We start from the raw sequence: 19,678 nt of genomic DNA, 5'->3' as shown, positions 1-19,678 counted from the left end.
CCGCACACCTCCTGGTGACTGATCCCTCGCATGCGCCGCACGTCGCCGGCGGCGTGATGTCCTCAGTTTCGGGGGACGGGACCAGGCCCCGCTGGGCGCTTTCCGCTGACCGGGACTGGGCCGCCTCAGCGAACGACGCGGGGCCGCAGCGCGGCGGTGGAGCGGCCCTCGATGGCGGAGAGCCACACGCCGACCCCGTAGGCGAGGTCGTCGAGACGGCGGGCGACGCCGTAGCGGAGGGGGTCGAGAGTGGCTTGATCGCGTCGGTACTCGAGGGCGATGTCGGCGAGAGCGGCGACCGCCGTGGCCCGGCGTAGCCGGCGGGAGGCCGTGCACCCGACGGCCGTGAGCGGCCACCAGTGGCGGGTCAGCAGCGCGGAGGTCTGCGCCAGGGTGCCGAGCGCGCCGTTGACGGTGAGCCGCGCGGCCAGCCGGTACGGGTGCCGGGTGCCGTGCAGCTTGTGGGCGATGCGCACGGTGACGACGCCGAGGACGGCCCCCGCGGCCGGCATCGACCAACGCCGCTGGACGAGCAGCGCGGCGGCGAACGCCGCGCTCCACGGGGCGAACACGGCGGGCGCGATGTACTCGGGGTGCCGTCGGGCGAGGGGCTGGGCCCCTGTGCCGTACACAGCCTTGCGCAGGAGCCAGTCCCCCACACGCACGCGATGCTCGTGGGCGGCCCGGACGGCGGGCTCGTAGCGCACGCGTCGGTCCGCTTCGATCAGCCGCCAGCACAGGTCGACGTCCTCTCCGACCCGCATGCCCTCGTCGAAGCCCTCCGCCAGCGCGTCCGCCTTCGCCAGAACGCAGGCCGAGGACGCCCAGGAGACGGGAGTGCCGGGACGCACCGAGGCCGGGTGGGCGCCGAGATCGAGTGAGGAACGGGCGTTCTCGTACCGTTCGATCCAGGTGGTGGTGGCGCTGGACAGGCCAGTGATACGGGGTACGGCCATGGCGACGCGGGGATCGGCGAAGTGCCTCAGCAGGGTCGGGACCGTGTCGGGATCCAGAACGACGTCGGAGTCGGCGAAGACCACGTACGGGGTGGTGACCAGACGCAACCCGGCGTTGCGGGCGCCGGCGGGGCCGACGTTGGCGTTCAGGGCGACGAGCCGGGCCCCGTGCCGGGCGACGACCGCCGCCACGGCCGCCGGGTGCCGCGAGGCGTCGTCGACCACGATCACGGGAGTGTCCGTGCCGACGCTCCGCAACAGCCGGTCGAGTTGACGCGGGCGGTCACGGACCGGAACCACGACCGTGTACCGGGGGTCGGGGGGCGCCGGGAGCGAGTCGACGACGGGATGCGCCATACCGGTGTCGAGCAACCGGTCCGCGAGGAGGGCGCCCGCCGCGTCCCGCACCGGGAGCGTCCTGCCGACGAGAAGCCGCCTGGCCCTCGGGGTCAGCCGCAGCAGCCGGGTCGGGAATCCGCCGAGGAGGGCCCGGCCGCCGTCGACCACCCGGGTGTGCCGGTCGAGCTCGACGACGAATCCGAGGGGGAGGTTCATCGGCGTACGGCCCCCGGCCGTGGTGTCCGCGCCCGGTCGACCAGGCGGCCCCTGCCGTCGACGGTCCACGCGTCGATCCGCCGGACCGCCGCGGAGGCCATCGCGTCCATCGCCCGGCGTCCTTCCCCTGCCGAGGCCCCGGCTGGATCGCCGATCACGCCGGAGGGCGAGACCGCGCGCACACCTCGGGCCATCAGTTCCGGCAGGAGGACTGCGAGCGGTCGGGTGTCGCCGGCGACCGCGGCGTCGGGCCGTACCCGCTCCGGCGTCAGATGCAGCATCAGGGAGGTCTCGGTACGGCCGGCGTGCGCGTCGCCGCCCGGTACCTCGCAGCCGGTCCATGCGACGTCATGGCCCTCCGCGCGCAGTTGTCCGAGGGCTCCGTCGAGGGTGGCGGTGTTGCCGCCGTGGCCGTTGACGAACACGACGCGGCCCGCCCACAGGGACAACGAGCGCACCAGTTCCACGATCACCGCGCGCAGCGCCTCGTGCCCGATCGAGACGGTTCCGGGGAAGTCCGCGTGTTCGCCGCTGGCGCCGTACGCCAGCGGCGGCGCCACCGACAGCGGGCCGCACGCTCCCGTGGGCAGGGCGTCGGCGCACCGCCGCGCGACGGCGTGGGCGATCACGGTGTCGGTGTCGAGCGGCAGGTGTGGTCCGTGCTGCTCGGTGGACCCGACCGGAACCAGGACGAGCCCACCGGTCGGGACGGCCGGCCAGACGGAGTCGGACAGGGCCCGCGACACCGCCATGTTCAGGCCGCCGGGGCGGAGCGGAGCGCCGCGACGTCCCCGCCTCCCAGGGTCAACGGGAAGCCGGGCGGTACGACCAGGTCCTCGGGTCCCAGCTCGTGGACGGAGGAGTGCCCGAGGCCCAGCACGGCCGAGTCAAGGCCGCCGCGCAGGATGTCCAGCACGTTCTCCACGCCCGCCTGTCCGTTCGCCGCGAGTCCCCAGAGGTAGGCACGGCCGACGAGGACGGCACGGGCGCCGAGGGCGAGCGCCTTCGCCACGTCGCTGCCGCGGCGGACGCCGCCGTCCAGCAGGACTTCGATCTGGTCGCCGACCGCTTCCACGACGGAGGGGAGCACCCGGATGGTGGCCGGGGTGGTGTCCAGGTTGTTGCCTCCGTGGTTGGACACGGACAGGGCCGACACACCCGCGTCGACCGCCCGCTTGGCGTCGTCCACCCGGGTCACGCCCTTGAGGAGGAAGGGGCCGCCCCACTCCTCACGCAGCCATGTGACGTCCTCCCAGGTGGGCGGCGGGGTCCGCATCCACTCGCCGTAGGCGCCGAAGAAGGTCGGCGGCTCGCCGCCGGGAGCCCGCAGGTTGGGAACGGTGAGGTCGGGGACGCGGCCCGACCTGGCATACCGCCACAACCAGCCGGGCCGGGGCAGCACGTCGGGGGCGAACCGCAGCATGGCCTTGAGGTCGAGCTTGTCCGGGATGGCGGGGCTGCCCCAGTCGCGGCCGTGGGAGAAGGACCAGTCGAGGGTGACGATGAGCGCCTTGGCGCCGGCGGCCCTGGCCCGGTCCATGCGCTGCGCCATGGCCTCACGGGTGCCGCTCCAGTACAGCTGGAAGAAGAGGTCCGGCTGAGCGTGGGCCACCTCCTCCACGGGCTTGCTCGCGAACGAGCTGAGGCCCATGATGACGCCCCGGCTCGCGGCGGCCCTGGCCACGGCCACTTCGCCGTCCGGGTCGACCGCCTGCACCCCGGTCGGCGAGATGAGCACGGGAAGCGCGGTGGACACGCCCAGGACGGTGGTGGACAGGTCGCGCTCCGCGTGGTGGCCCACGACCCGGGGGGCGAAGCCCAGTTCGGCGAAGGCCGCGGTGTTGTCGTCGATGGTGCGGCCACGCTCGGACCCCGCGACGAGCGCACCGTAGACAGGGCTCGGCAGCCGGCTTCTGGCCCTGCGACGGGCCTCGGCGACCGTCTCGAACCAGGGGTTCCTACGCATGTGTCCCGCCCTTTCCCAGGAGTGTCGGATCCAGCCCTGCCAACGGGTCCTCGGCGCAGTCGCTCACCGGCGGGCGGCGGGTGAGGACGAGATCCACCGGGCGGGGAGAGGTCCGGTGGGAGTGGTCCCCGGACGACTTGGGCAGGTGTGCGGTCCCGCGCGGGCGCAGGGCGAGCCGTTCCTCGCCGTATCCCCGCACGCACTCGGGGTCGGGGCCGTCCAGTGGCAGCCCGGTGAAGAACTTCGCGGCCATGCACCCGCCCTTGCAGGTGTCGTAGAACGCGCAGGACGCGCAGGCCCCGCCGTGCTGCGGCGTGCGCAGCCGTCGGAACAACGCGGAGTCGCGCCACACTGCGCCGAAGCCGCCGGGTTCGCGTACGTTGCCGGCGAGGAACTCCTCGTGGAGGGCGAACGGGCAGGCGTAGACGTCGCCGACCGGGTCGATCAGGCAGACGACGCGTCCGGCGCCGCAGAGGTTGAGACCGGGCAGTGCCTGGCCGTACGCGGAGAGGTGGAAGAAGGAGTCTCCGGTCAGCACGTTCTCGCCATGAGCCAACAGCCAGTCGTACAGCTCGCGTTGTTGCGCGGCCGTCGGATGCAGGTCGTCCCAGACATCGGCGCCGCGCCCGGACGGGCGCAGCCGGGTCAGGCGGAGCTGTGCGCCGAAGCGGTCGGCGAGGGCCTTGAAGGCGTCCAGCTGCGGGATGTTGTGCCGGGTGCAGACGACGGAGATCTTGAAGTTCTTCATCCCGGCGGCGGCGAGATTCTCCAGCGCGCGCAGCGCGGTCGCATGCGAACCGGGCCCGCGCACCGCGTCGTTGACGTCGGCACTCGCGCCGTCGAGCGAGATCTGGACGTCCACGTAGTCGTTGCGGGCGAGACGCCCGGCGGCTTCGGGGGTGATCCGGACGCCGTTGGTGGAGAACTTCACCCCCACGTGGTGTGCCGTGGCGTAGTCCAGGAGTTCCCAGAAGTCGGCGCGGACGGTGGGCTCGCCACCGCCGATGTTGACGTAGAAGACCTGCATGGCCTCCAGCTCGTCGATGACGGCCTTGGCCTCTCCGGTGCTCAGCTCGCGGGGGTCGCGGCGGCCGGAGCTGGACAGGCAGTGGGCGCAGGACAGGTTGCAGGCGTAGGTCAGTTCCCAGGTGAGGCAGATCGGCGCGTCGAGGCCCGGCTCGAACAGGTCGACCAGCCGCGACCCGGTGGTCCGGGGGGCGGTCATGGGCTGGGTCATGGGGTCCTTCCGACGACCATCGACGAGCGGGCGAGGACGGCCAGCGCCCGGCCGTAGCGCGGCAGTTCTTCCTCGCCGAGGCCCGCGGCCAGACAGGCGGCGCGGGCGGTGGGGGCCTGTGCGAGCGCCTGGACGACGGCCAGGAGCCGACGGTCCTTGAGGAACGTGAGTGTGCGGGTCCCGAAGTGGTAGAGCAGCGCGCCGAAGGGTTCCGGCCGTACCGAGACCTGCGGATGCAGGTCCCAGGCACGGTCGAGGTCCATCCCGGTCATCCGGCGACGCCTAGTAGACGCCGCACATGCCGTCGATGGAGATCTCCTCCAGGAGATCCTCGGCTTCGATCAGCGCCGGCGGCGCGGCGGCCTGGTCGGCCTCGGCGTCGGTGGCGGTCTCTTCGAACGGGGCGGAGCGGAGCTCGGTCATGCGACTCTCCCTAGGCTTCCCGCGGCGCCGCGGTCGTGCGCCGCGGACCGCTCCCTTCGGATGCCTCGGAGAGTAATGGCACCAGGTGCCAAAAGTGAAGGGACGCGCACTGCCGACTCACCGGGCTCGGCTGACGGTAGTTCACCGATGTGCCGGGTGCCTGGGCTTGTCCCGGCCACTGGAACGGACCGTGGCGCGGGACGCTCACCGCGTTTTGAATCACTTGCCCATGGGGCAGACCAAGCACGGACGCGGCCGGGTACGCCGCCCGGACGTCATCGTGGTGGGCGCCGGGGGCAGCGGCGCCGTCCTCGCGGCACGGCTCAGCGAGGATCCCGGCCGCACCGTGCTGGTGCTGGAGGCGGGCCCGGTACCGCGTCGACCGTCGGAGTTCGCACCCGCGTTGCTGGACGCCCGGCTCGTCCCGGGCGCACAGCCCGGACACGGCGCCGTCCAGCCGTACGCCGTGCACCTCACTCCGACACGTCCGTACACGGTCGTCCGGGGGCGGTGCCTCGGCGGCTCGACCACCGTCAACGGCGGGTACTTCGTCCGTGCCCGGCGCGCCGACTTCGACCGCTGGTCGGCCGTGGGGGGCGCGGCCTGGTCGTACGACCAGGTGCTCCCGCTTCTCCGCGCTCTGGAGAGCGACCTCGACCACGGTGCCGACGCGCTGCACGGCGACCGCGGGCCGGTACGCGTCCGCCGTACGGAGCTTCGCCACCCCGCCACCGTCGCGTTCCGGTCGGCCGCGCGCCGGCTGGGCTTCCCCGAGGAAGGGGACAAGAACGCCCAGGACGCGCCGGGATTCGGTCCGGTGCCGTCCAACGCCGTGGGCGGAGAGCGCGTCAACACCGGCATCAGCTATCTCCTGGGCGCTTCCGGCCGCCCCAACCTCCGCGTGGAAGGGGACAGCACGGTCCTCAGGGTCGTCTTCAAGCGTGGCCGGGCGACCGGCGTGGTGGTCGAGCGGTACGGGCGCCGCACGGTGGTGCGCGGCGGGGAGGTCGTGCTCTGCGCGGGGGCGTTCGGCTCCCCTCATCTGCTGCGTCTGTCGGGAATCGGGCCGCGCCGTGAACTGGAGGTCCTCGGTATCCCCGTGGTCAGGGACGCTCCCGCGGTCGGAGCCCGGTTCGGGGACCACCCCCAGGTGGTCCTGGAGTGGATGCCCCGGCGGCCCATGCCCGAGCCCGTCGGCTCATGGCTCGGCGGGGTCCTGCACCTGTCCTCGTCGGACGGGGGCCACTCGGGGGACCTGGAGATCCTTCAGTCCCTCATCCCCATGGCCGGGCTGACGGGCGGCCGGGTGTCCGTTCCCGGCGCGCCCCTCGCGTTCCTCGCCTCCGTCCAGACGCCGCGGCTCACCGGACGGATGCGCACCCGTTCCGCCGATCCCACGACTCCTCCGCGTATCGACTACGGCTACCTGTCGACCGCGGCGGACCGGCAGCGCATGCGCGAAGCGGTCCGCGTCACCGCCGAGCTGGTCGGCACCCGTGACTTCGCGGAGGTCTCGGTCGGGCTCACGGAGCCGGTGGCCGAGGTGCTGGACGACGACTGCCTGCTCGACCAGTGGGTCCACGGGCATCTCGGCACGTCCCACCACACCTGTGGCACGGTTCCGCTGGGCCACGCCGACGATCCTCGGGCCGCCGTCGACCCCTACGGCAGGGTGCACGGTGTCGACGGTCTGCGGGTCGCGGACACGTCGATCCTGCCGACGCCGCCGTCGCGGGGCCCGGCGGCTACCGCCGTCCTCATCGGCGAACTCGTCGCCGACGCCGTGCGGCGCGGTCTGACGTGAACCGGTCCGAGGGCTCGCAGAGGGACACGCGACGCGGCGGAAGCGCTACGGGCGAAGGGCCAGGTCCCCGAATCCGGCCGCGAGCTGCCGGACGGCCAGCTCCAGCAGGTCGCTCAGGTCGGCGCCCTCGTCGGTCAGCCACTGCTCGTAGCCGGCGACACATGCGGCCAGGACGGTACTGCCGATCAGCCGGGGCATCATGCCGGACGCGGGCCTGTCCAGGCGTCGCGCGGCGAACTCCGTGACGAGGGCCCGCCACGACGCGTAGCGCACGGCCGAGTCCGCCTGAAGCGTCGGCACCCGCAGGATGAGGGCCATGCGCTGCCGGTGCCAGGGCACCATCGCCGGGTCGAACCGGTTGAACTCGACGACCGCCTCGCACAGCGCGTCCATCATCGGCATGTCCGGGTCGGCCGCCGCCAGCAAGGCGTCGAGCCTGGCCAGCTGGTCTTCGAAGTCGCCCCACACGAGATCGTTCTTGGAGGCGAAGTAGCGGAAGAAGGTGCGGCGGCCGATTCCCGCCGCGTCGGCGATGTCGTCGACCGTCGTGCCGTCGAACCCCTGCCGTGCGAACAGCTCGAAGCCCAGCCGTTCGAGCTCCGCCCTTGACGTCGCGCGCGGTCGGCCCGTTCGGACGGATCCCGTGCCCGCATCCCCTGTGTCCCGAAGCGGCGCCATCCGCGGTCTCTCCCTTCGGGCACCGGCGCCGCCCCCGGCGAACCCCGGGGGCCCGTACGCCATCGGCCGTCATTCCGCTTCGCACATGATGCACAATCCGACGGTCGCCTGTACGCGAGGTACCCAACCGGAGCCTCGTCGTAGCCGGCTCCATGGGCGGGCGGGACCGTTCCGTCGGGGGCACGTCCGAACGGGGCCCCGCTCACAGGGAGGCTTCGAGGGCCTCGCGGAACTGCCCTTGTCCTAGCATGTCCCGGAGATCAACACCCGCAGGGGCTGACCGTGCGGTAGCCCGTGGCCACGGCGGTCACGGTCCCTCAGACTGGATCGGTGACCCCGGTGTACAGCGACGAAGGATTGATGCTCCGGTCTGACGGGCAGGTGGGAAGACCCGTGCGGCGCCTGCTTCTCGACGACTGGCACGACGCCGAGGCGAGCCGGGTGGAGGCCGAGGCCGCCCGGTTGGCCGGCTCCTTGCCCCTGACGTTCGGAATCGCGACCCGGCAGCCGCCGGCCCGGCTCCGACCGCTGCTGGAGGCGGTGACGCTGACCCTGACGGCACCCCGTGTCAGTGCCCGGACACGGGAGTTGGTACCCGTCCACGATCCGCTGGTCGCGTTCGACGAGCTGGCCCGGCTCGTCGCCTGTCGGCCTCGGACAAGCCTGGCCCTGGGGCAGTTGCTGCGGCAGACGCCGCGACTCGACACCCTGCAGGGCCTGGCGGCCGAGGCCGCGGCGTACTCGATGCTTCTCGGCGGGACGGAGTTCGCTTCCTGGCTCGCCGACCGGGGCACGCTCCGGGCGGCTCCGGAGGACGGCCCGCTGGTCCGCGTCCGGCGGGAGAACGATCAGCTGTCCATCCAACTGGACCGCCCACAACGGCGGAACGCGTTGAGCTTCCGGATGCGGGAGGAGCTGTTCGAGGCCCTGGAACTCGCCTTCGTCGACGGCACGATCGACCGGGTCGAACTGGACGGCGCCGGGCCGGTGTTCTGCAGTGGCGGCGACCTGTCCGAGTTCGGGACGGCCGCGGACCTCGTCGCGGCATACCTGGTACGGCTGGACCGGGCGCCCTGGCGGCTGATCGACCGGATGCGGGACCGGGTGACCGTGCGGGTGCGGGGCGCGGCGGTGGGCGCTGGTGTGGAGATGGCCGCCTTCGCGGGACGTCTGGTGTCCTCACCCGGGGCGTTCTTCCAACTGCCCGAGGTCGCGATGGGTCTGGTGCCCGGCGCCGGCGGCACGATGAGCGTGCCGCGGCGGATCGGCCGGTGGCGCGCGGCGTGGATGATGCTGAGCGGGGCCCGGGTCGGGGCCGGCACCGCCCTGGAGTGGGGGCTGGTGGACGAGATCGACCACGACCATGAGCGGTGAGGTGCTCCTGCGCGGTGTGGAGCTTCATCCACGCCAGGATCCGGTCGACTGCCGGATCCGCGGCGGTGCCGTCGTTGAGATCGGCCGTCGACTGCGCCCCCGGCCGGACGAGTTCGTCGTACGAGGCGACGGCGGTGCACTGCTGCCCGGCCTCGCCGATCACCATCTGCACCTGGCGGCCATGGCCGCACGGCGTGCCTCGCTCGACGTGTCCCCCCTCTCCCGGCACGGTCTCGCGTCCTCCGTCGCCCAAGCCGTGGCGGGTGAGGACGGGTGGGTGCGAGCGGTCGGGTACGACGACGTGGTCCACGGCGATCTGGACCGGAGCGTCCTCGACGGTTGGAACCGTGTGCTGCCGGTGCGTGTCCAGCACCGGTCCGGCGCGCTGTGGGTCGTCAACTCCCCTGGTCTGGAGCGGCTCGGCGCCCTGGCCGCCGCCCACGCCGGCATCGAACGTGAGCGGACGGGCCGACCGACCGGGCGGCTGTGGCGTGCCGACGCCTGGCTGCGCGAGGTGCTGGGCGGACGGCCTCCGTCGCTGCGAGCGGTGGGCGCACGGCTGGCCGCCCTCGGTGTCACCCATGTCGCCGATGCGACACCGGACCAGGGCGCGGGCCACCTCGTATCGGAGGCCGTGCGGAGGGAGGAACTCCCACAGCACATCATGACCATGGCCGCCGACGCCGGTCTCCCGCCCCATCCGCGGCTGAGCATCGGCCCACTGAAGTTCGTGGTCGCGGACCACGCCCTCCCGGACGTCGACGACCTCGCCGGGCGGATGCGGCAGGCACATACGAACGGACGCCCCGTCGCCGTGCACTGCGTGACCCGCACGGCCCTCGCGCTGACCCTGGCCGCACTCGACCGAGCGGGTGGACTGGACGGGGACCGGGTGGAGCACTGCGCCGTCGCCGACCGTGCCGGTGCCGCGGAGCTGGCCGCCCGAGGGATCCGGGTGGTCACACAACCGACGCTGGTCGCCCTGCGGGGCGACGACTACTGGGAGCGCGTCGATCCCGCCGACCGGCCGGACCTGTGGCGATATGCCGGGCTACTGCACGCCGGGGTCCGGGTGGCCGCGAGCAGCGACGCGCCCTACGGCGATCCCGACCCTTGGGCCGGCCTGCGGGCCGCGGCCGAGCGGCTGACGCCGTCCGGGCGGGTACTCGGCGCCGACGAGCGGGTTCCGGTGGAGGTGGCCCTGCGGAGCATGTTCTCGCCCTTGGACGACCCCGGCGGCCCGGCGCGGCGGATCGCGGTGGGACGGCCGGCTGACCTCGTGCTGCTGGACCGGCCGTGGAGCGAGGCGGTGCGGGCTCCGGACGCGGGCCACGTGCGCGCCACCTTCATCGAGGGGCGGATCGCCCACGGAGCCCAGCAACTCGGCTGAGGATCCGGGCCGTGTCGGCGCCCATCGCGGGCGCCGCCCTCTCCGCTACCGGCGCGCGAGGCGGGAGAACCTCCTGCGTCCGGCCGAACGCCGGGCACTCCACCACCGAGCCGCCCTGTGCTCTCCGTACCGGGTGCGGCCCGTGATCGACACGGGGAGCCGTGGCGAACGCCGCCGCCACGTTCCGCATGGAGACGTCGATCATCTGTCCTCCGCCGCAGGCCAGGGCGCCCAGCGCGCCCAGCGCGGCAACGACCCCCGTCAGCGGATCGGCGACCGCGTCGGCGCAGAACACCGGCTCGCCGTCCGCGGAACGGCCGACCAGCCCGCCGGCGACCGCCGCGTCGTCGCCGAAGGCGACCCGGTCGGGATGACCGCGGCCGTACCCGGTGATGCTCACCCACACCTTGCCCGCACGGTGGTCGAGCCGTTCCGGGGCCAGCCCCAACTGGGCGAGCGCACGCGGCCGGGACGCCTCGATCACCACGTCGGCGGCCCTGACCAGCTCGGCGAGCGCGCTCCGCCCTTCGGGCAGGGTGAAGTCGACGGCGACGCTCTCGTGCCCGGCATGCAGCCAGTCGTAGAAAAGCCGGTTCCCCGTGCGGGCGCCGTCGGGACGCCGGGTGCTCTCCACCTTGACCACTCTGGCACCGGCCAGGCCGAGGAGGCGGGCGCACAGGGGGCCGGCCCAGAGCGAGGAGAGATCGACCACGAGGACACCGTCCAGCCGCCGTGCGTCCCCGTCGGGTGCGGCGATCGTGGACGCCTGCCACGGCACGTCCACGGAGGGCGGTTCGGGCGGCAGGGCCGCGGCGGGAACGCCGAACATCCGGATGTGGTCGGCGAATTCGTTCGCCTTCGCGCCTCGTACGGCCGTGGTCAGCTCCTGCCAAGGGTCTGTCAGGTCGGCCCGGCCCAGCATCGCCGGCACGAGTTCCAGGTCGTCGGGACGGCTCAGGGTCACCGCGCACCAGCCGTCCGAAGCCCGAAGCAGGCGGGTCGCGCCGCCCACCGAGATCCGCCCGCGCCGGGTGAGGTTCATGGCGCCGGCCCTACCGCTGAGGACGAGAACGGGGTCGACGGGGAAGGGCCCGGTCATGTGCGCCAGTGCGGCCACCGACTCCCGTAGCAGGGCCGTCATCGGTCCGGGCGACAGGACGGGCGGGCCGTCCGCCTCGCCGGTCAGCTCCATGGCGCCGGAGGCCGCCCAGGCCAGGAACGGGCAGCCGGCGACGCGCGCGGGGGCAGGCGGAGGCGTGATGTCCCCCAGGGTGCGCAGCCACCGCCGTACGGTCTCGGCCGGATCGCCCGTCACCGCCCCCACCGCTTTCCCACCCTGAGACGAAAAAGAGTATGCGTTTATGCAATGACGAGTTAACCGCACGAAGCTTCAAGCGGCTCAGGTCGAGGCGGCCCACTGCGAGCCAGGGCGGTACCGAGGCCCCGCGATCCGCTCACTCTTCCCGCAGCCGGCCGAGGCCGGACGATCCGTCGTCGCGCCGCGGCCGCGGTCGGCGGCCCGGCACTTACGCGAGGATGTGGGCGGCCCGTGGCCGATGGGCCGCCGCGCGGTGTCACTCGTCCCGCACAGCGGCGCACAGGCCACCGTCGACGACGATGTCCACACCGTTCACGAAGCTCGCCTCGTCCGACAACAGGAACGCGGCAACGGCGGCGACCTCGTCGTACCGACCGGTACGGCCGAGCGGCGTGCGTTCGATGAGTTGCCGCACCGACTCGTACCGCGCCGCCTCCATCCGGGTCTGCGGGGTGTCGACAGCGCCGGGCGACAGCGAGCACACGCGAGCGCCCACCGGCCCGAGCCGCACCGCCTCGGCACGGGCGAAGCGGTGCACGCCGTACGTGGCCCACGGGTACGCCCATGCGGGATCCTCGACAGCCGGGCCGATCGCGTCGCGGATCCGGTCGAGGAACATCTCGCTCGCCGGGTCGTCAAGCACGGACGCGACCGCCGGGTCGGGGTCGATGTGAGCGATCAACGGGGACACCGAGGCGCAGTACACGAAAGCCGTCCCGGCGGTGGCCAGCGGGCGGAGCGCCTCGCCGAGCAGCACGGTTCCGACGAAGTCGACCTCGATGATCCTGCGCCAGTCGCCCTCCTCCGGCGCCACGCTCTCGGCATGCGCGACCGCCCTCAGCGTGCCGAGCTCCCCGACCCGTTCGGCCAGCCGGGTGAGGTCCTCCGGATCGGTGACATCCACTCCGAACGGCTCGGCGACGGCCCTCTTGCCGGAGCCGGACAGTTCCTTCGCGACCGCAGCCGCGGCCGCCTCGTTCGGGTCGGCGAGCAACAGCACGTCCACCATGTCGGCGAGACGCCTCGCGCAGGCCTCCCCCGTCCCGCGACCGGCACCGGTGGCAATACCTACCGTGGTCATGCGCCACTCCTCACTGGAGACACTCGTCAAGGGACGAGTGTCTCGCGGTTGTCGGTGTCCGGACCTGCCCGGGTGTCCCGCGGCCTACGCCCCGTCGAGAAGGCGAGGCGCCGGATGGGCTGTGGCCGGGTCGGCTGCGGACTCTCGACGGAACGGTAGCCGGTGTGCGCCGGCCAGTCCGGCGGTTTCCGGCACCGACGATCCCGTTGGCGCCGCAGGTCCGAGCCCGGGATCCGCGATGCGCATCGCCCCACCGCGGCCGTGATGCGCCGCTGCCTGTCTGCCCGCCCTTGGCCCGCCGGCGCATCAGGCAGGCCGCGTGCCCGGATCCTGGGGTGCGGCGACGCCCGAGTGGCGCGCGTCCTCGCAACGTTCGCGTGGACAGGGCGCCCATGCGCCGTCTGGGCTTCGCCTTTCAATGTACCGTTTGGTCCAGCGAACCAAACGCGGTCCCGGAGTCCGCTTCCCCCGGACATGAGGAACCAGTCCGAGCGGCCTGGGAGTCGGCTTGGATCGATACGTCGTCACGTCAAGCGGGGAGAGACCCATGCCACGACCGCCGGGCCACGGACCGGGCTTCGAAGTCAGACGCCAGAAGATCATCGACATCGCTGCGTCGCTGTTCGCCCAGCAGGGATACGCGGCGACCTCCATCAACGACCTGGGCCGGGCAGTCGGCCTGGCCAAGGGAGCCCTGTACTACTACATCGGCTCAAAGGAGAACCTGCTCGTCGAGATCCAGGCGCGGGTGATGGGGCCGCTGCTCTCCCGCGCCCGCCAGATCGCGGACCTCGACGACACGGAACCCCTGTTGCGGCTGCGCCTGCTGTCCGAGTCGCTGCTCACCATCATCTTCCGCAGGCTCGACCACATCTGGGTCTACGAGCACGACTACCGCAGTCTGAGCGGCGCCGAGCTGAAGACTCTGCTGGGCCAGCGTTCGGACTTCGAAGAGGTGATCTCGGGGCTGCTCGCGGAGGCCGTCGGACAGGGCACGTTCCGTGCGATGCCGCCGCGGCTGGCCACCCTCCAGTTCCTCAATCTGCACAATCACACGTATCAATGGGTGCGCACGGACGGGCAGTGGGACGCGGCGTTCCTGTCCCGTGAGTACTGCACGACCCTGTTCCGCGGCTTCGGCGCGCCCGACCACGCCCTGCCGAAGCTCGAGGAACAGGCCGAGGCGTTCAAACGCGACCGCCCGGAACTGCCCCTCGACCCCGAGGCCGAGTGGGAGCCCCTCTCCACCGCCGGGTGACGTGAGGGCCCGCGTCCCGTAGCGGCCCACCGCGGGCCGTTCGTCACGCAACGCGAGCAGGGGCCGCCCGGACTGCGATCAGCGCCGGCGGCCCTTCACGGGACATGGCCCCGAGCCTGACCCGGGCGTCCGAGGCACCACAGCAGCCGTCGCCGACGCGTTCGACATCGCGGCGGGGGTCACCGCCGTCTCCCCCCAGGCTCTCCCTCCAGGCGGGAGTCCGTCGCTCGTCAGGACAGGAGGCTGGTGACGGCGTCCGAATCCACCATGCGGGCGATACGCCAGAGGCCGAGCCAACTGTCGGGGAAGACCGACTCGTCCACCAGGGCCGCGTGCACCTGCGGATCGGGGTCGGCGCAGGCATCCGCGCAGACCAGGACCTCGTACCCGATGTCGTAGGCCCACCGCGTGGTGGACAGCACCGTGCCGGACGTCGCGACGCCGCCGAGGATGAGCCGACGGATGCCGGCCGTCTCCAGGCGCTCGCGCAGGTCGGTGGTGGCGAAGGCGCCCAGGGTCCGTTTGCCCAGGACCGGCTCGTCGCCGAGGGGGGCGAGCAGGGGGTGGAACTGGTCTCGCATGGCCTCGTGGACGATGTGGAAAACAGGCGCGCCCGCCTTCCGGGCGGAGGCGAGGGCGTACGCCGCCCGGTCGGCGACGCCCGGGTCGTGGCTGTAGTTCTCGACGATGCGGGTGGCGTAGTCGAGCGCAAGGAAGGCGGTTTGCGTGCGGTCGGCTGCGTTGGCCATGGTCATGGGATCTCGGACTTCCTTCATGGGGTGAGACCAGTGGTGATCGGAGGCCCGGTGGCCTCCCTGTGCGCAGGGCGGCGGAGGGCGGCGCAGGTCAGGCTCTATCTGCGCTCGCCGACCCGGCGTTCAACAGCGCCTTCACAGGATCCGGAGAGTGCGCCCCGCTAAGCTAACATCGAATCGGAGAGTACGCCCCGCTTATGGTTCCGCCGAGCAAGGGAGATGTCGTGGGAAACGAGCCGCGGCCGCTTCGGGCTGACGCCCGTCGCAACCGGGACCGGCTTCTGGAGGTGGCCCGTGGGGCGTTCGCCGCCGAGGGAGTGTCCGTCCCCCTGGACGAGATCGCGCGCCGCGCGGGCGTGGGGCCAGGAACTCTGTACCGCCACTTCCCCACGAAGGAGTCACTCCTCGAAGCCGTCGTGCGGGAGCGAGTCCGACGCCTGGTCGATCACGCTCAGGCATTGCGGCATGACGAAGACCCCGCAGCAGCCCTCTTCGCCCTGCTGGACCAGGTGGTCGAGGACGCGGCCGCGAAGGCGGATCTCGTCGACACGCTGGCCGGCGCCGGCGTCGAGATCCGGACGGCGCTCGCGACGGACGTCACCCGGCTCCACGCAGAGATCGGCCATCTCCTGATCCGCGCCCAGGACAGCGGTGCGGTCCGCGGTGACATCGGCATCGCGGACCTCATGACCGTCCTCGGCGGAGTCCTGTACGCCCTCCGTCACCTCGGTGCCGGCGCCACGCGCGAACACGTCGTGGCCATCCTGTACGACGGCCTACGCACGGGGGCGCCCGCGTGACACCGTGCCGACTTCGAACACAGGACGGAGAGCCGCGTCCCGGGGCTCACAGCCGCCGCAGGGGTCGACGGGCGTCTCGCGACTGGGGCACTGGTACCGCGGTACCAGTGACCAGTGGCAATTGTGGCCTGCGGGTCCACGGGTCGTGGTGTGGCCGCTCCTAGCCTCGAAGCAGTGATCCGGCGAGAGGCCGGGCCGGAATCGGGGAGTGGCGCTGTGATCGAAGTTCGCGGGCTGACCAAACGGTACGGGGACAGGACGGTGGTGGACGACCTGAGTTTCACCGCCCCACCGGGACAGGTCACCGGATTCCTGGGACCCAACGGGGCGGGCAAGTCCACCACCATGCGAATGATCGTGGGCCTGGACGCGCCGACCAGCGGCACGGCCCTGGTCAACGGCAGACTCTACGCCCAGCACCGCGCGCCCTTGCAGGAGTTGGGGGTGCTGCTGGAGGCGAAGGCGGTGCATCCGGGCCGCAGCGCGTTCAACCATCTGATGGCGCTGGCCTACACCCATGGCGTGTCGCGTCGGCGGGCGGAGGAGGTCATCGACCTGGCCGGACTGCACGCCGTGGCGCACAAGCGGGTCGGGGCGTTCTCGCTGGGGATGGGGCAGCGGCTGGGTATCGCCGCCGCACTTCTGGGCGACCCCGCGGTGGTGATGCTGGACGAGCCGGTCAACGGGCTGGACCCCGAAGGCGTCCGGTGGGTACGGGAGTTGCTGCGCGGACTGGCCGCCGAGGGCCGCACGGTGATGCTCTCCTCACATCTGATGAGCGAGATGGCGCAGACCGCCGACCGTCTGGTGGTGGTCGGCCGGGGTCGGCTGCTGGCCGAGACGACCGTCGACGCGTTGGTCGAGCAGAGCGAGGACAGGGGCGTACGGGTGGCCACCGGCGAGCCCGCGCGGTTGCGTTCGCTGCTTGCGGCGCCGGGGGTCACCGTCACCTCGGCGAGTGCCGAGCAACTGGTCGTCCGCGGCCTGGACACGCGGCGGATCGGGCAGGTGGCCGCCGAGCATCAGGTGCCGCTGTACGAACTGGTCGCCGAGTCGGTGTCCCTGGAGGAGGCGTTCATGAATCTGACCCAGGACGCGGTCGAGTACCACAGCAGCGACGCCAGGAGGGCCGCCTGATGACCACGAACACCGTCACACCCGCTACGACCGCCCCCACGCCGGCGCGTCCGGTGTACCGCGTGACCGGCCGACGGGTGGTCCGTTCCGAATGGTCCAAGTTCTGGTCGCTACGCTCCAGTTGGATCACGCTGGGGGTGGCCGTGCTGTTCCTGGTGGTCATCGGGGTGATCGCTGCCGCCCTCTACAGTCCGAGCGGTCCGTTGGGCGGGAAGGACGCGGCATCCGGTGCGGCGCTCACCCTGGCGCTGGCCGGCACCAACCTCGCGGCACTGGCCGTGGGCGCGCTGGGTGTCCTGCTGTCGGCCGGTGAGTACAGCACGGGGATGGTCCGTTCGACGTTCGCGGCCGTGCCGGGCCGGCTGCCCGTGCTGTGGGCGCGGTGCGCGGTCTACGGCCCCATCGCCTTCGTCACGTCCACCGTCGGCGCCCTGGTCTCGTTCCTGCTCGGAAGCGCTTCCCTGGACGGTGAGGAGATCGCCCTGTCCCTCGGTGACCCCGGGGTCTTCCGCTGCCTGGTGGGTGCGGGCCTGTATCTGGGTCTGGTCGGTGTGTACGGCGTGACGGTCGGCCTGCTGGTGCGCAACAACGCGGGGGGCATCGCGATCCTGGCCGGCGTGGTGCTCGTGCTGCCCGGTCTGACCGGGCTGCTGCCCAGCTCGCTGGGGGACACCGTCAGCCGCTACCTGCCCAGCAACGCCGGCCAGTCGGTGATGACCCTGCACGAGTCCAGCGACTCTCTGGTCAGCCCCGGAGCGGGTGCGACGGCGCTGCTGGTGTGGGCCGTACTGCTGCTGGCCGGTGCGGCTCACCGGCTGCGCCACAGTGACGTCTGAGCGGCCGTCCCCCAGGATGGAGCCGATGGATCACACAAGGTCGGGCCACTCCGGTCGGGCGGGGACGGCTTCCCGCTCGGCCGGGTCGGCTCGGGCAGGAGCGGCGTCGCCCTCGACCGGGCCGGCCCCCGGGCCGGAAGGTGCCGGCCCGGGGGCCGAGGCCGTCTGGGCGCACCCCGTCATGCGGACGTCGCTGCGGATACTGAGCCGTCTGCGGGTGGCGGACCGGCGGCGTCCGTGGCTGCTCGACACCGCCGTGGTGGTCCTGGTCGCCGCCGCGGCGCCGCCGGATCTGCTGGTGCACAGCCCGGGGCATCCGGTGGCGCGCCCGGTGGGGTCCGGACTGCCCGTCGGTGTGGTGCTGGGCATCGCGACCGTGCTGGTGGTGCCGCTGTGGTGGCGGCGCCGCGCCCCCGCCGCGGTCTTCGGCGTCTGCCTGGTGGTGTGCCCGGTCATGTGGTCGCTGGGCCTGGGCCCCGCGGCCGCCGCCGTGCTGCTGATCACCCTGTACAACCTCGCCCTGCACGCTTCGCTCCGAGCGATCTGCTGGGCGCTGCCCGTCACCGTGGCGGGGTGGGTGCTGCTCGTGGTCACCGTGATCCCGGCGGCCAATCCGGTGGCCTTTCTGATCCTGTCCGCCGGCACGGGCATCGGTGCTGTCGCCCTGGGCCTGGCCCTTCGGATCAGCCGCCTGTACCTGTCGGCGCTGCGGGACCGGGCGGCGCGGCTGGAGATCGAGCGCGACCAACGCGTCCGGCTGACGGCGGCGGCGGAGCGCTCGCGGATCGCCCGGGAGATGCACGACATCGTCGGCCACAACCTGTCGGTCATGGTGAACCTCGCCGACGGCGCCGCCGCGCTCACCACCCGCGACCCCGGCCGGACCGAGCAGGCACTCCATCTCATCGGCGACACCGGCCGGCAGGCGATGGACGAGTTGCGTCGCGTGCTGGGGGTCCTGCGCGACTCCCAGGAATCGGAGGACGACGGCACGCCTCGGTCCCCGCAGCCAGGCATCCGCGACCTGGAGCCGCTGCTCGACCGGGTGCGCGCGGCAGGTCTGCCAGTGGCCTACCGCACCGCGGGACCGGTCGACGGGCTGGGCCGCGGTGTGCAGCTCACGGTGTTCCGTGTGGTGCAGGAAGCCCTGACCAACACCCTCAAACACGTCGGCCCCGGCGCCACCGCCGACGTCACGGTCACGGTCGAGGGCAGCAGGCTGCGCGTCCGGGTCACCGACACCGGTTCACCGCCGCGGAAACGGCCCACGGCTCCCCGCGGGGACACCGGCCACGGCCTGGTCGGCATCCGCCAACGGGCCGCGCTCTACGACGGCACCGTCACCATCGGACCTCGGGACCACGATCAGGGCTGGATCGTAGACGTCCTGATGGATCCGTCCGCCTCGGCCACATCCGGAGAGCCCACGCCATGACCACCATCGTGATCGCCGATGACCAACCACTCCCCCGCATGGGCTTCCGGATGCTGCTCGACGGCACCCCCGGCATGACCGTCGTCGGCGAGGCCGACAACGGCGTGCAGGCCGTCCGCATGGCAGCGGACCTGCGCCCCGACGTGGTCCTCATGGACGTCCGGATGCCCGGTGTCGACGGCATCGAGGCGACCCGCCGGATCGTGGCGTCCGGCGCTCGCACCCGCGTGCTCATCCTGACCACCTTCGACCTCGACGAGTACGCCTACGCCGGCCTGCGCGCCGGGGCCAGCGGATTCCTGCTCAAGGACGTCAGGCCGCCGGAACTCCTCGCCGGAATCCACGCGGTCGCGACCGGCGACGCCGTCGTGTCACCCCGGTTGACCCGCCGCCTGCTCGACGCCCACGCCCACCACTTCCTGGCGCCCGGCGCCCAGCGCCATACGGACGCGCGGCTGACCGCGCTCAGCGAACGCGAGCACGAGGTGCTCGTGGCGATCGGTATGGGGTGGACGAACGCGGAGATCGCCGACCGTCTCGTGCTGACCGAGTCCACCGTGAAGAAGCACGTCGGCCGGGTCATGGCCAAGGTCGGTGCCCGCGACCGCATCCAGGCGGTCATCGTCGCCTACGACGCGGGACTGGTCACTCCCCGCCCATGACTTCTGTCAGTTG

General features: G+C 72.5%; 19 protein-coding genes. 9 read left to right on the top strand and 10 right to left on the bottom strand.

All coding sequences use genetic code 11. The features are described 5' to 3' along the window. Positions 1–125 precede the first annotated feature (125 nt). The 6 genes from mftF to mftA are packed head-to-tail and all read right to left on the bottom strand — an operon-like array spanning position 126 to position 5,137. Positions 126–1,511, bottom strand: coding sequence for a mycofactocin biosynthesis glycosyltransferase MftF (gene mftF / locus OHU34_RS45590; RefSeq protein WP_142270177.1), 1,386 nt, complete (start codon positions 1,509–1,511; stop codon positions 126–128). Continuing rightward, on the bottom strand, positions 1,508–2,263 hold the full coding sequence (gene mftE / locus OHU34_RS45585) for a mycofactocin biosynthesis peptidyl-dipeptidase MftE (RefSeq protein ID WP_142270176.1): 756 nt from the start codon (positions 2,261–2,263) through the stop codon (positions 1,508–1,510). The genes mftF and mftE overlap by 4 nt, the downstream gene beginning before the upstream one ends. A 2-nt stretch (positions 2,264–2,265) precedes the next feature. After that, positions 2,266–3,477 carry a pre-mycofactocin synthase MftD gene (gene mftD, locus OHU34_RS45580; protein WP_331733785.1) on the bottom strand — a complete coding sequence of 404 codons (1,212 nt, stop codon included), beginning with the start codon at positions 3,475–3,477 and terminating at the stop codon, positions 2,266–2,268. Continuing rightward, on the bottom strand, positions 3,470–4,714 hold the full coding sequence (gene mftC / locus OHU34_RS45575) for a mycofactocin radical SAM maturase (RefSeq protein ID WP_235034774.1): 1,245 nt from the start codon (positions 4,712–4,714) through the stop codon (positions 3,470–3,472). The genes mftD and mftC overlap by 8 nt, the downstream gene beginning before the upstream one ends. Next, complete coding sequence (gene mftB, locus OHU34_RS45570; protein ID WP_142270307.1) at positions 4,711–4,977, bottom strand: mycofactocin biosynthesis chaperone MftB; 267 nt, start codon at positions 4,975–4,977, stop codon at positions 4,711–4,713. The genes mftC and mftB overlap by 4 nt, the downstream gene beginning before the upstream one ends. Positions 4,978–4,996: 19 nt before the next feature. Next, entirely contained in the window at positions 4,997–5,137 is a 141-nt protein-coding gene (gene mftA / locus OHU34_RS45565; protein ID WP_142270174.1) for a mycofactocin precursor MftA, read from the bottom strand. Between the two features lie 229 nt (positions 5,138–5,366). Here mftA and mftG point away from each other — a divergent pair, with 229 nt between their 5' ends. Beyond that, a complete protein-coding gene (mftG, locus tag OHU34_RS45560; protein WP_142270173.1) occupies positions 5,367–6,941 on the top strand; it encodes a mycofactocin system GMC family oxidoreductase MftG in 1,575 nt (524 codons plus the stop codon). A gap of 45 nt (positions 6,942–6,986) precedes the next feature. Here the strand turns inward: mftG and mftR are convergent, their stop codons facing one another. Continuing rightward, positions 6,987–7,619 carry a mycofactocin system transcriptional regulator gene (mftR, locus tag OHU34_RS45555; RefSeq protein ID WP_142270172.1) on the bottom strand — a complete coding sequence of 211 codons (633 nt, stop codon included), beginning with the start codon at positions 7,617–7,619 and terminating at the stop codon, positions 6,987–6,989. A gap of 393 nt (positions 7,620–8,012) precedes the next feature. Here mftR and OHU34_RS45550 point away from each other — a divergent pair, with 393 nt between their 5' ends. Both OHU34_RS45550 and OHU34_RS45545 read left to right on the top strand, forming a co-directional pair. Then, the gene (locus OHU34_RS45550; RefSeq protein ID WP_235034772.1) at positions 8,013–8,993 is read left to right on the top strand and encodes an enoyl-CoA hydratase/isomerase family protein; all 981 of its coding nucleotides are present in this window, start codon (positions 8,013–8,015) and stop codon (positions 8,991–8,993) included. Further along, positions 8,983–10,383, top strand: coding sequence for an amidohydrolase family protein (locus OHU34_RS45545; RefSeq protein ID WP_142270170.1), 1,401 nt, complete (start codon positions 8,983–8,985; stop codon positions 10,381–10,383). Before OHU34_RS45550 ends, OHU34_RS45545 begins: the two co-directional genes overlap by 11 nt. Here OHU34_RS45545 and OHU34_RS45540 read toward each other — a convergent pair. Together OHU34_RS45540 and OHU34_RS45535 are read right to left on the bottom strand one after the other, a co-directional pair. Then, positions 10,340–11,707: a CoA transferase gene (locus OHU34_RS45540; RefSeq protein ID WP_142270169.1), complete on the bottom strand. Its 1,368-nt coding sequence runs from the start codon at positions 11,705–11,707 to the stop codon at positions 10,340–10,342. The genes OHU34_RS45545 and OHU34_RS45540 overlap by 44 nt on opposite strands. A 250-nt stretch (positions 11,708–11,957) precedes the next feature. Next, positions 11,958–12,782, bottom strand: coding sequence for an SDR family oxidoreductase (locus OHU34_RS45535; protein ID WP_142270168.1), 825 nt, complete (start codon positions 12,780–12,782; stop codon positions 11,958–11,960). Between the two features lie 547 nt (positions 12,783–13,329). On the opposite strand from OHU34_RS45535, the gene OHU34_RS45530 reads away from it, so the two are divergent. Then, positions 13,330–14,040 (top strand): TetR/AcrR family transcriptional regulator, encoded by a 711-nt coding sequence (locus tag OHU34_RS45530; RefSeq protein ID WP_142270167.1) that lies wholly within the window; start codon positions 13,330–13,332, stop codon positions 14,038–14,040. 230 nt (positions 14,041–14,270) lie between these two features. On the opposite strand, the gene OHU34_RS45525 is transcribed toward OHU34_RS45530, so the two are convergent. Then, complete coding sequence (locus OHU34_RS45525) at positions 14,271–14,795, bottom strand: cysteine hydrolase family protein (protein ID WP_142270166.1); 525 nt, start codon at positions 14,793–14,795, stop codon at positions 14,271–14,273. Between the two features lie 224 nt (positions 14,796–15,019). On the opposite strand from OHU34_RS45525, the gene OHU34_RS45520 reads away from it, so the two are divergent. From OHU34_RS45520 to OHU34_RS45500, 5 genes are all read left to right on the top strand, one after another. Next, positions 15,020–15,595: a TetR/AcrR family transcriptional regulator gene (locus OHU34_RS45520; protein ID WP_235034771.1), complete on the top strand. Its 576-nt coding sequence runs from the start codon at positions 15,020–15,022 to the stop codon at positions 15,593–15,595. 216 nt (positions 15,596–15,811) lie between these two features. After that, positions 15,812–16,732: an ABC transporter ATP-binding protein gene (locus tag OHU34_RS45515; RefSeq protein WP_142270164.1), complete on the top strand. Its 921-nt coding sequence runs from the start codon at positions 15,812–15,814 to the stop codon at positions 16,730–16,732. Continuing rightward, positions 16,732–17,568: an ABC transporter permease gene (locus OHU34_RS45510; protein ID WP_142270163.1), complete on the top strand. Its 837-nt coding sequence runs from the start codon at positions 16,732–16,734 to the stop codon at positions 17,566–17,568. The genes OHU34_RS45515 and OHU34_RS45510 overlap by 1 nt, the downstream gene beginning before the upstream one ends. 181 nt (positions 17,569–17,749) lie before the next feature. Next, on the top strand, positions 17,750–19,003 hold the full coding sequence (locus tag OHU34_RS45505; protein WP_200840102.1) for a sensor histidine kinase: 1,254 nt from the start codon (positions 17,750–17,752) through the stop codon (positions 19,001–19,003). Further along, positions 19,000–19,665 (top strand): response regulator transcription factor, encoded by a 666-nt coding sequence (locus tag OHU34_RS45500; protein WP_142270161.1) that lies wholly within the window; start codon positions 19,000–19,002, stop codon positions 19,663–19,665. The genes OHU34_RS45505 and OHU34_RS45500 overlap by 4 nt, the downstream gene beginning before the upstream one ends. The last annotated feature ends 13 nt before the right edge of the window (positions 19,666–19,678 follow it).

The organism is Streptomyces sp. NBC_00080 (genome assembly GCF_045041255.1).
GTDB lineage: Bacteria > Actinomycetota > Actinomycetes > Streptomycetales > Streptomycetaceae > Streptomyces > Streptomyces coriariae.
Note: the sequence above shows the minus strand (reverse complement) of the source record. Positions and strands in the feature narration are given on the sequence as shown.

Coding starts and splice junctions, on each gene's coding strand:
- mftA (WP_142270174.1), bottom strand. CDS start 5,137: ATGACCGAGCTCCGCTCCGCCCCGTTCGAAGAGACCGCCACCGACGCC.
- mftG (WP_142270173.1), top strand. CDS start 5,367: ATGGGGCAGACCAAGCACGGACGCGGCCGGGTACGCCGCCCGGACGTC.
- mftB (WP_142270307.1), bottom strand. CDS start 4,977: ATGGACCTCGACCGTGCCTGGGACCTGCATCCGCAGGTCTCGGTACGG.
- mftD (WP_331733785.1), bottom strand. CDS start 3,477: ATGCGTAGGAACCCCTGGTTCGAGACGGTCGCCGAGGCCCGTCGCAGG.
- mftR (WP_142270172.1), bottom strand. CDS start 7,619: ATGGCGCCGCTTCGGGACACAGGGGATGCGGGCACGGGATCCGTCCGA.
- OHU34_RS45535 (WP_142270168.1), bottom strand. CDS start 12,782: ATGACCACGGTAGGTATTGCCACCGGTGCCGGTCGCGGGACGGGGGAG.
- mftC (WP_235034774.1), bottom strand. CDS start 4,714: ATGACCCAGCCCATGACCGCCCCCCGGACCACCGGGTCGCGGCTGGTC.
- OHU34_RS45545 (WP_142270170.1), top strand. CDS start 8,983: ATGAGCGGTGAGGTGCTCCTGCGCGGTGTGGAGCTTCATCCACGCCAG.
- mftE (WP_142270176.1), bottom strand. CDS start 2,263: ATGGCGGTGTCGCGGGCCCTGTCCGACTCCGTCTGGCCGGCCGTCCCG.
- mftF (WP_142270177.1), bottom strand. CDS start 1,511: ATGAACCTCCCCCTCGGATTCGTCGTCGAGCTCGACCGGCACACCCGG.
- OHU34_RS45525 (WP_142270166.1), bottom strand. CDS start 14,795: ATGACCATGGCCAACGCAGCCGACCGCACGCAAACCGCCTTCCTTGCG.
- OHU34_RS45505 (WP_200840102.1), top strand. CDS start 17,750: ATGCGGACGTCGCTGCGGATACTGAGCCGTCTGCGGGTGGCGGACCGG.
- OHU34_RS45510 (WP_142270163.1), top strand. CDS start 16,732: ATGACCACGAACACCGTCACACCCGCTACGACCGCCCCCACGCCGGCG.
- OHU34_RS45530 (WP_142270167.1), top strand. CDS start 13,330: ATGCCACGACCGCCGGGCCACGGACCGGGCTTCGAAGTCAGACGCCAG.
- OHU34_RS45500 (WP_142270161.1), top strand. CDS start 19,000: ATGACCACCATCGTGATCGCCGATGACCAACCACTCCCCCGCATGGGC.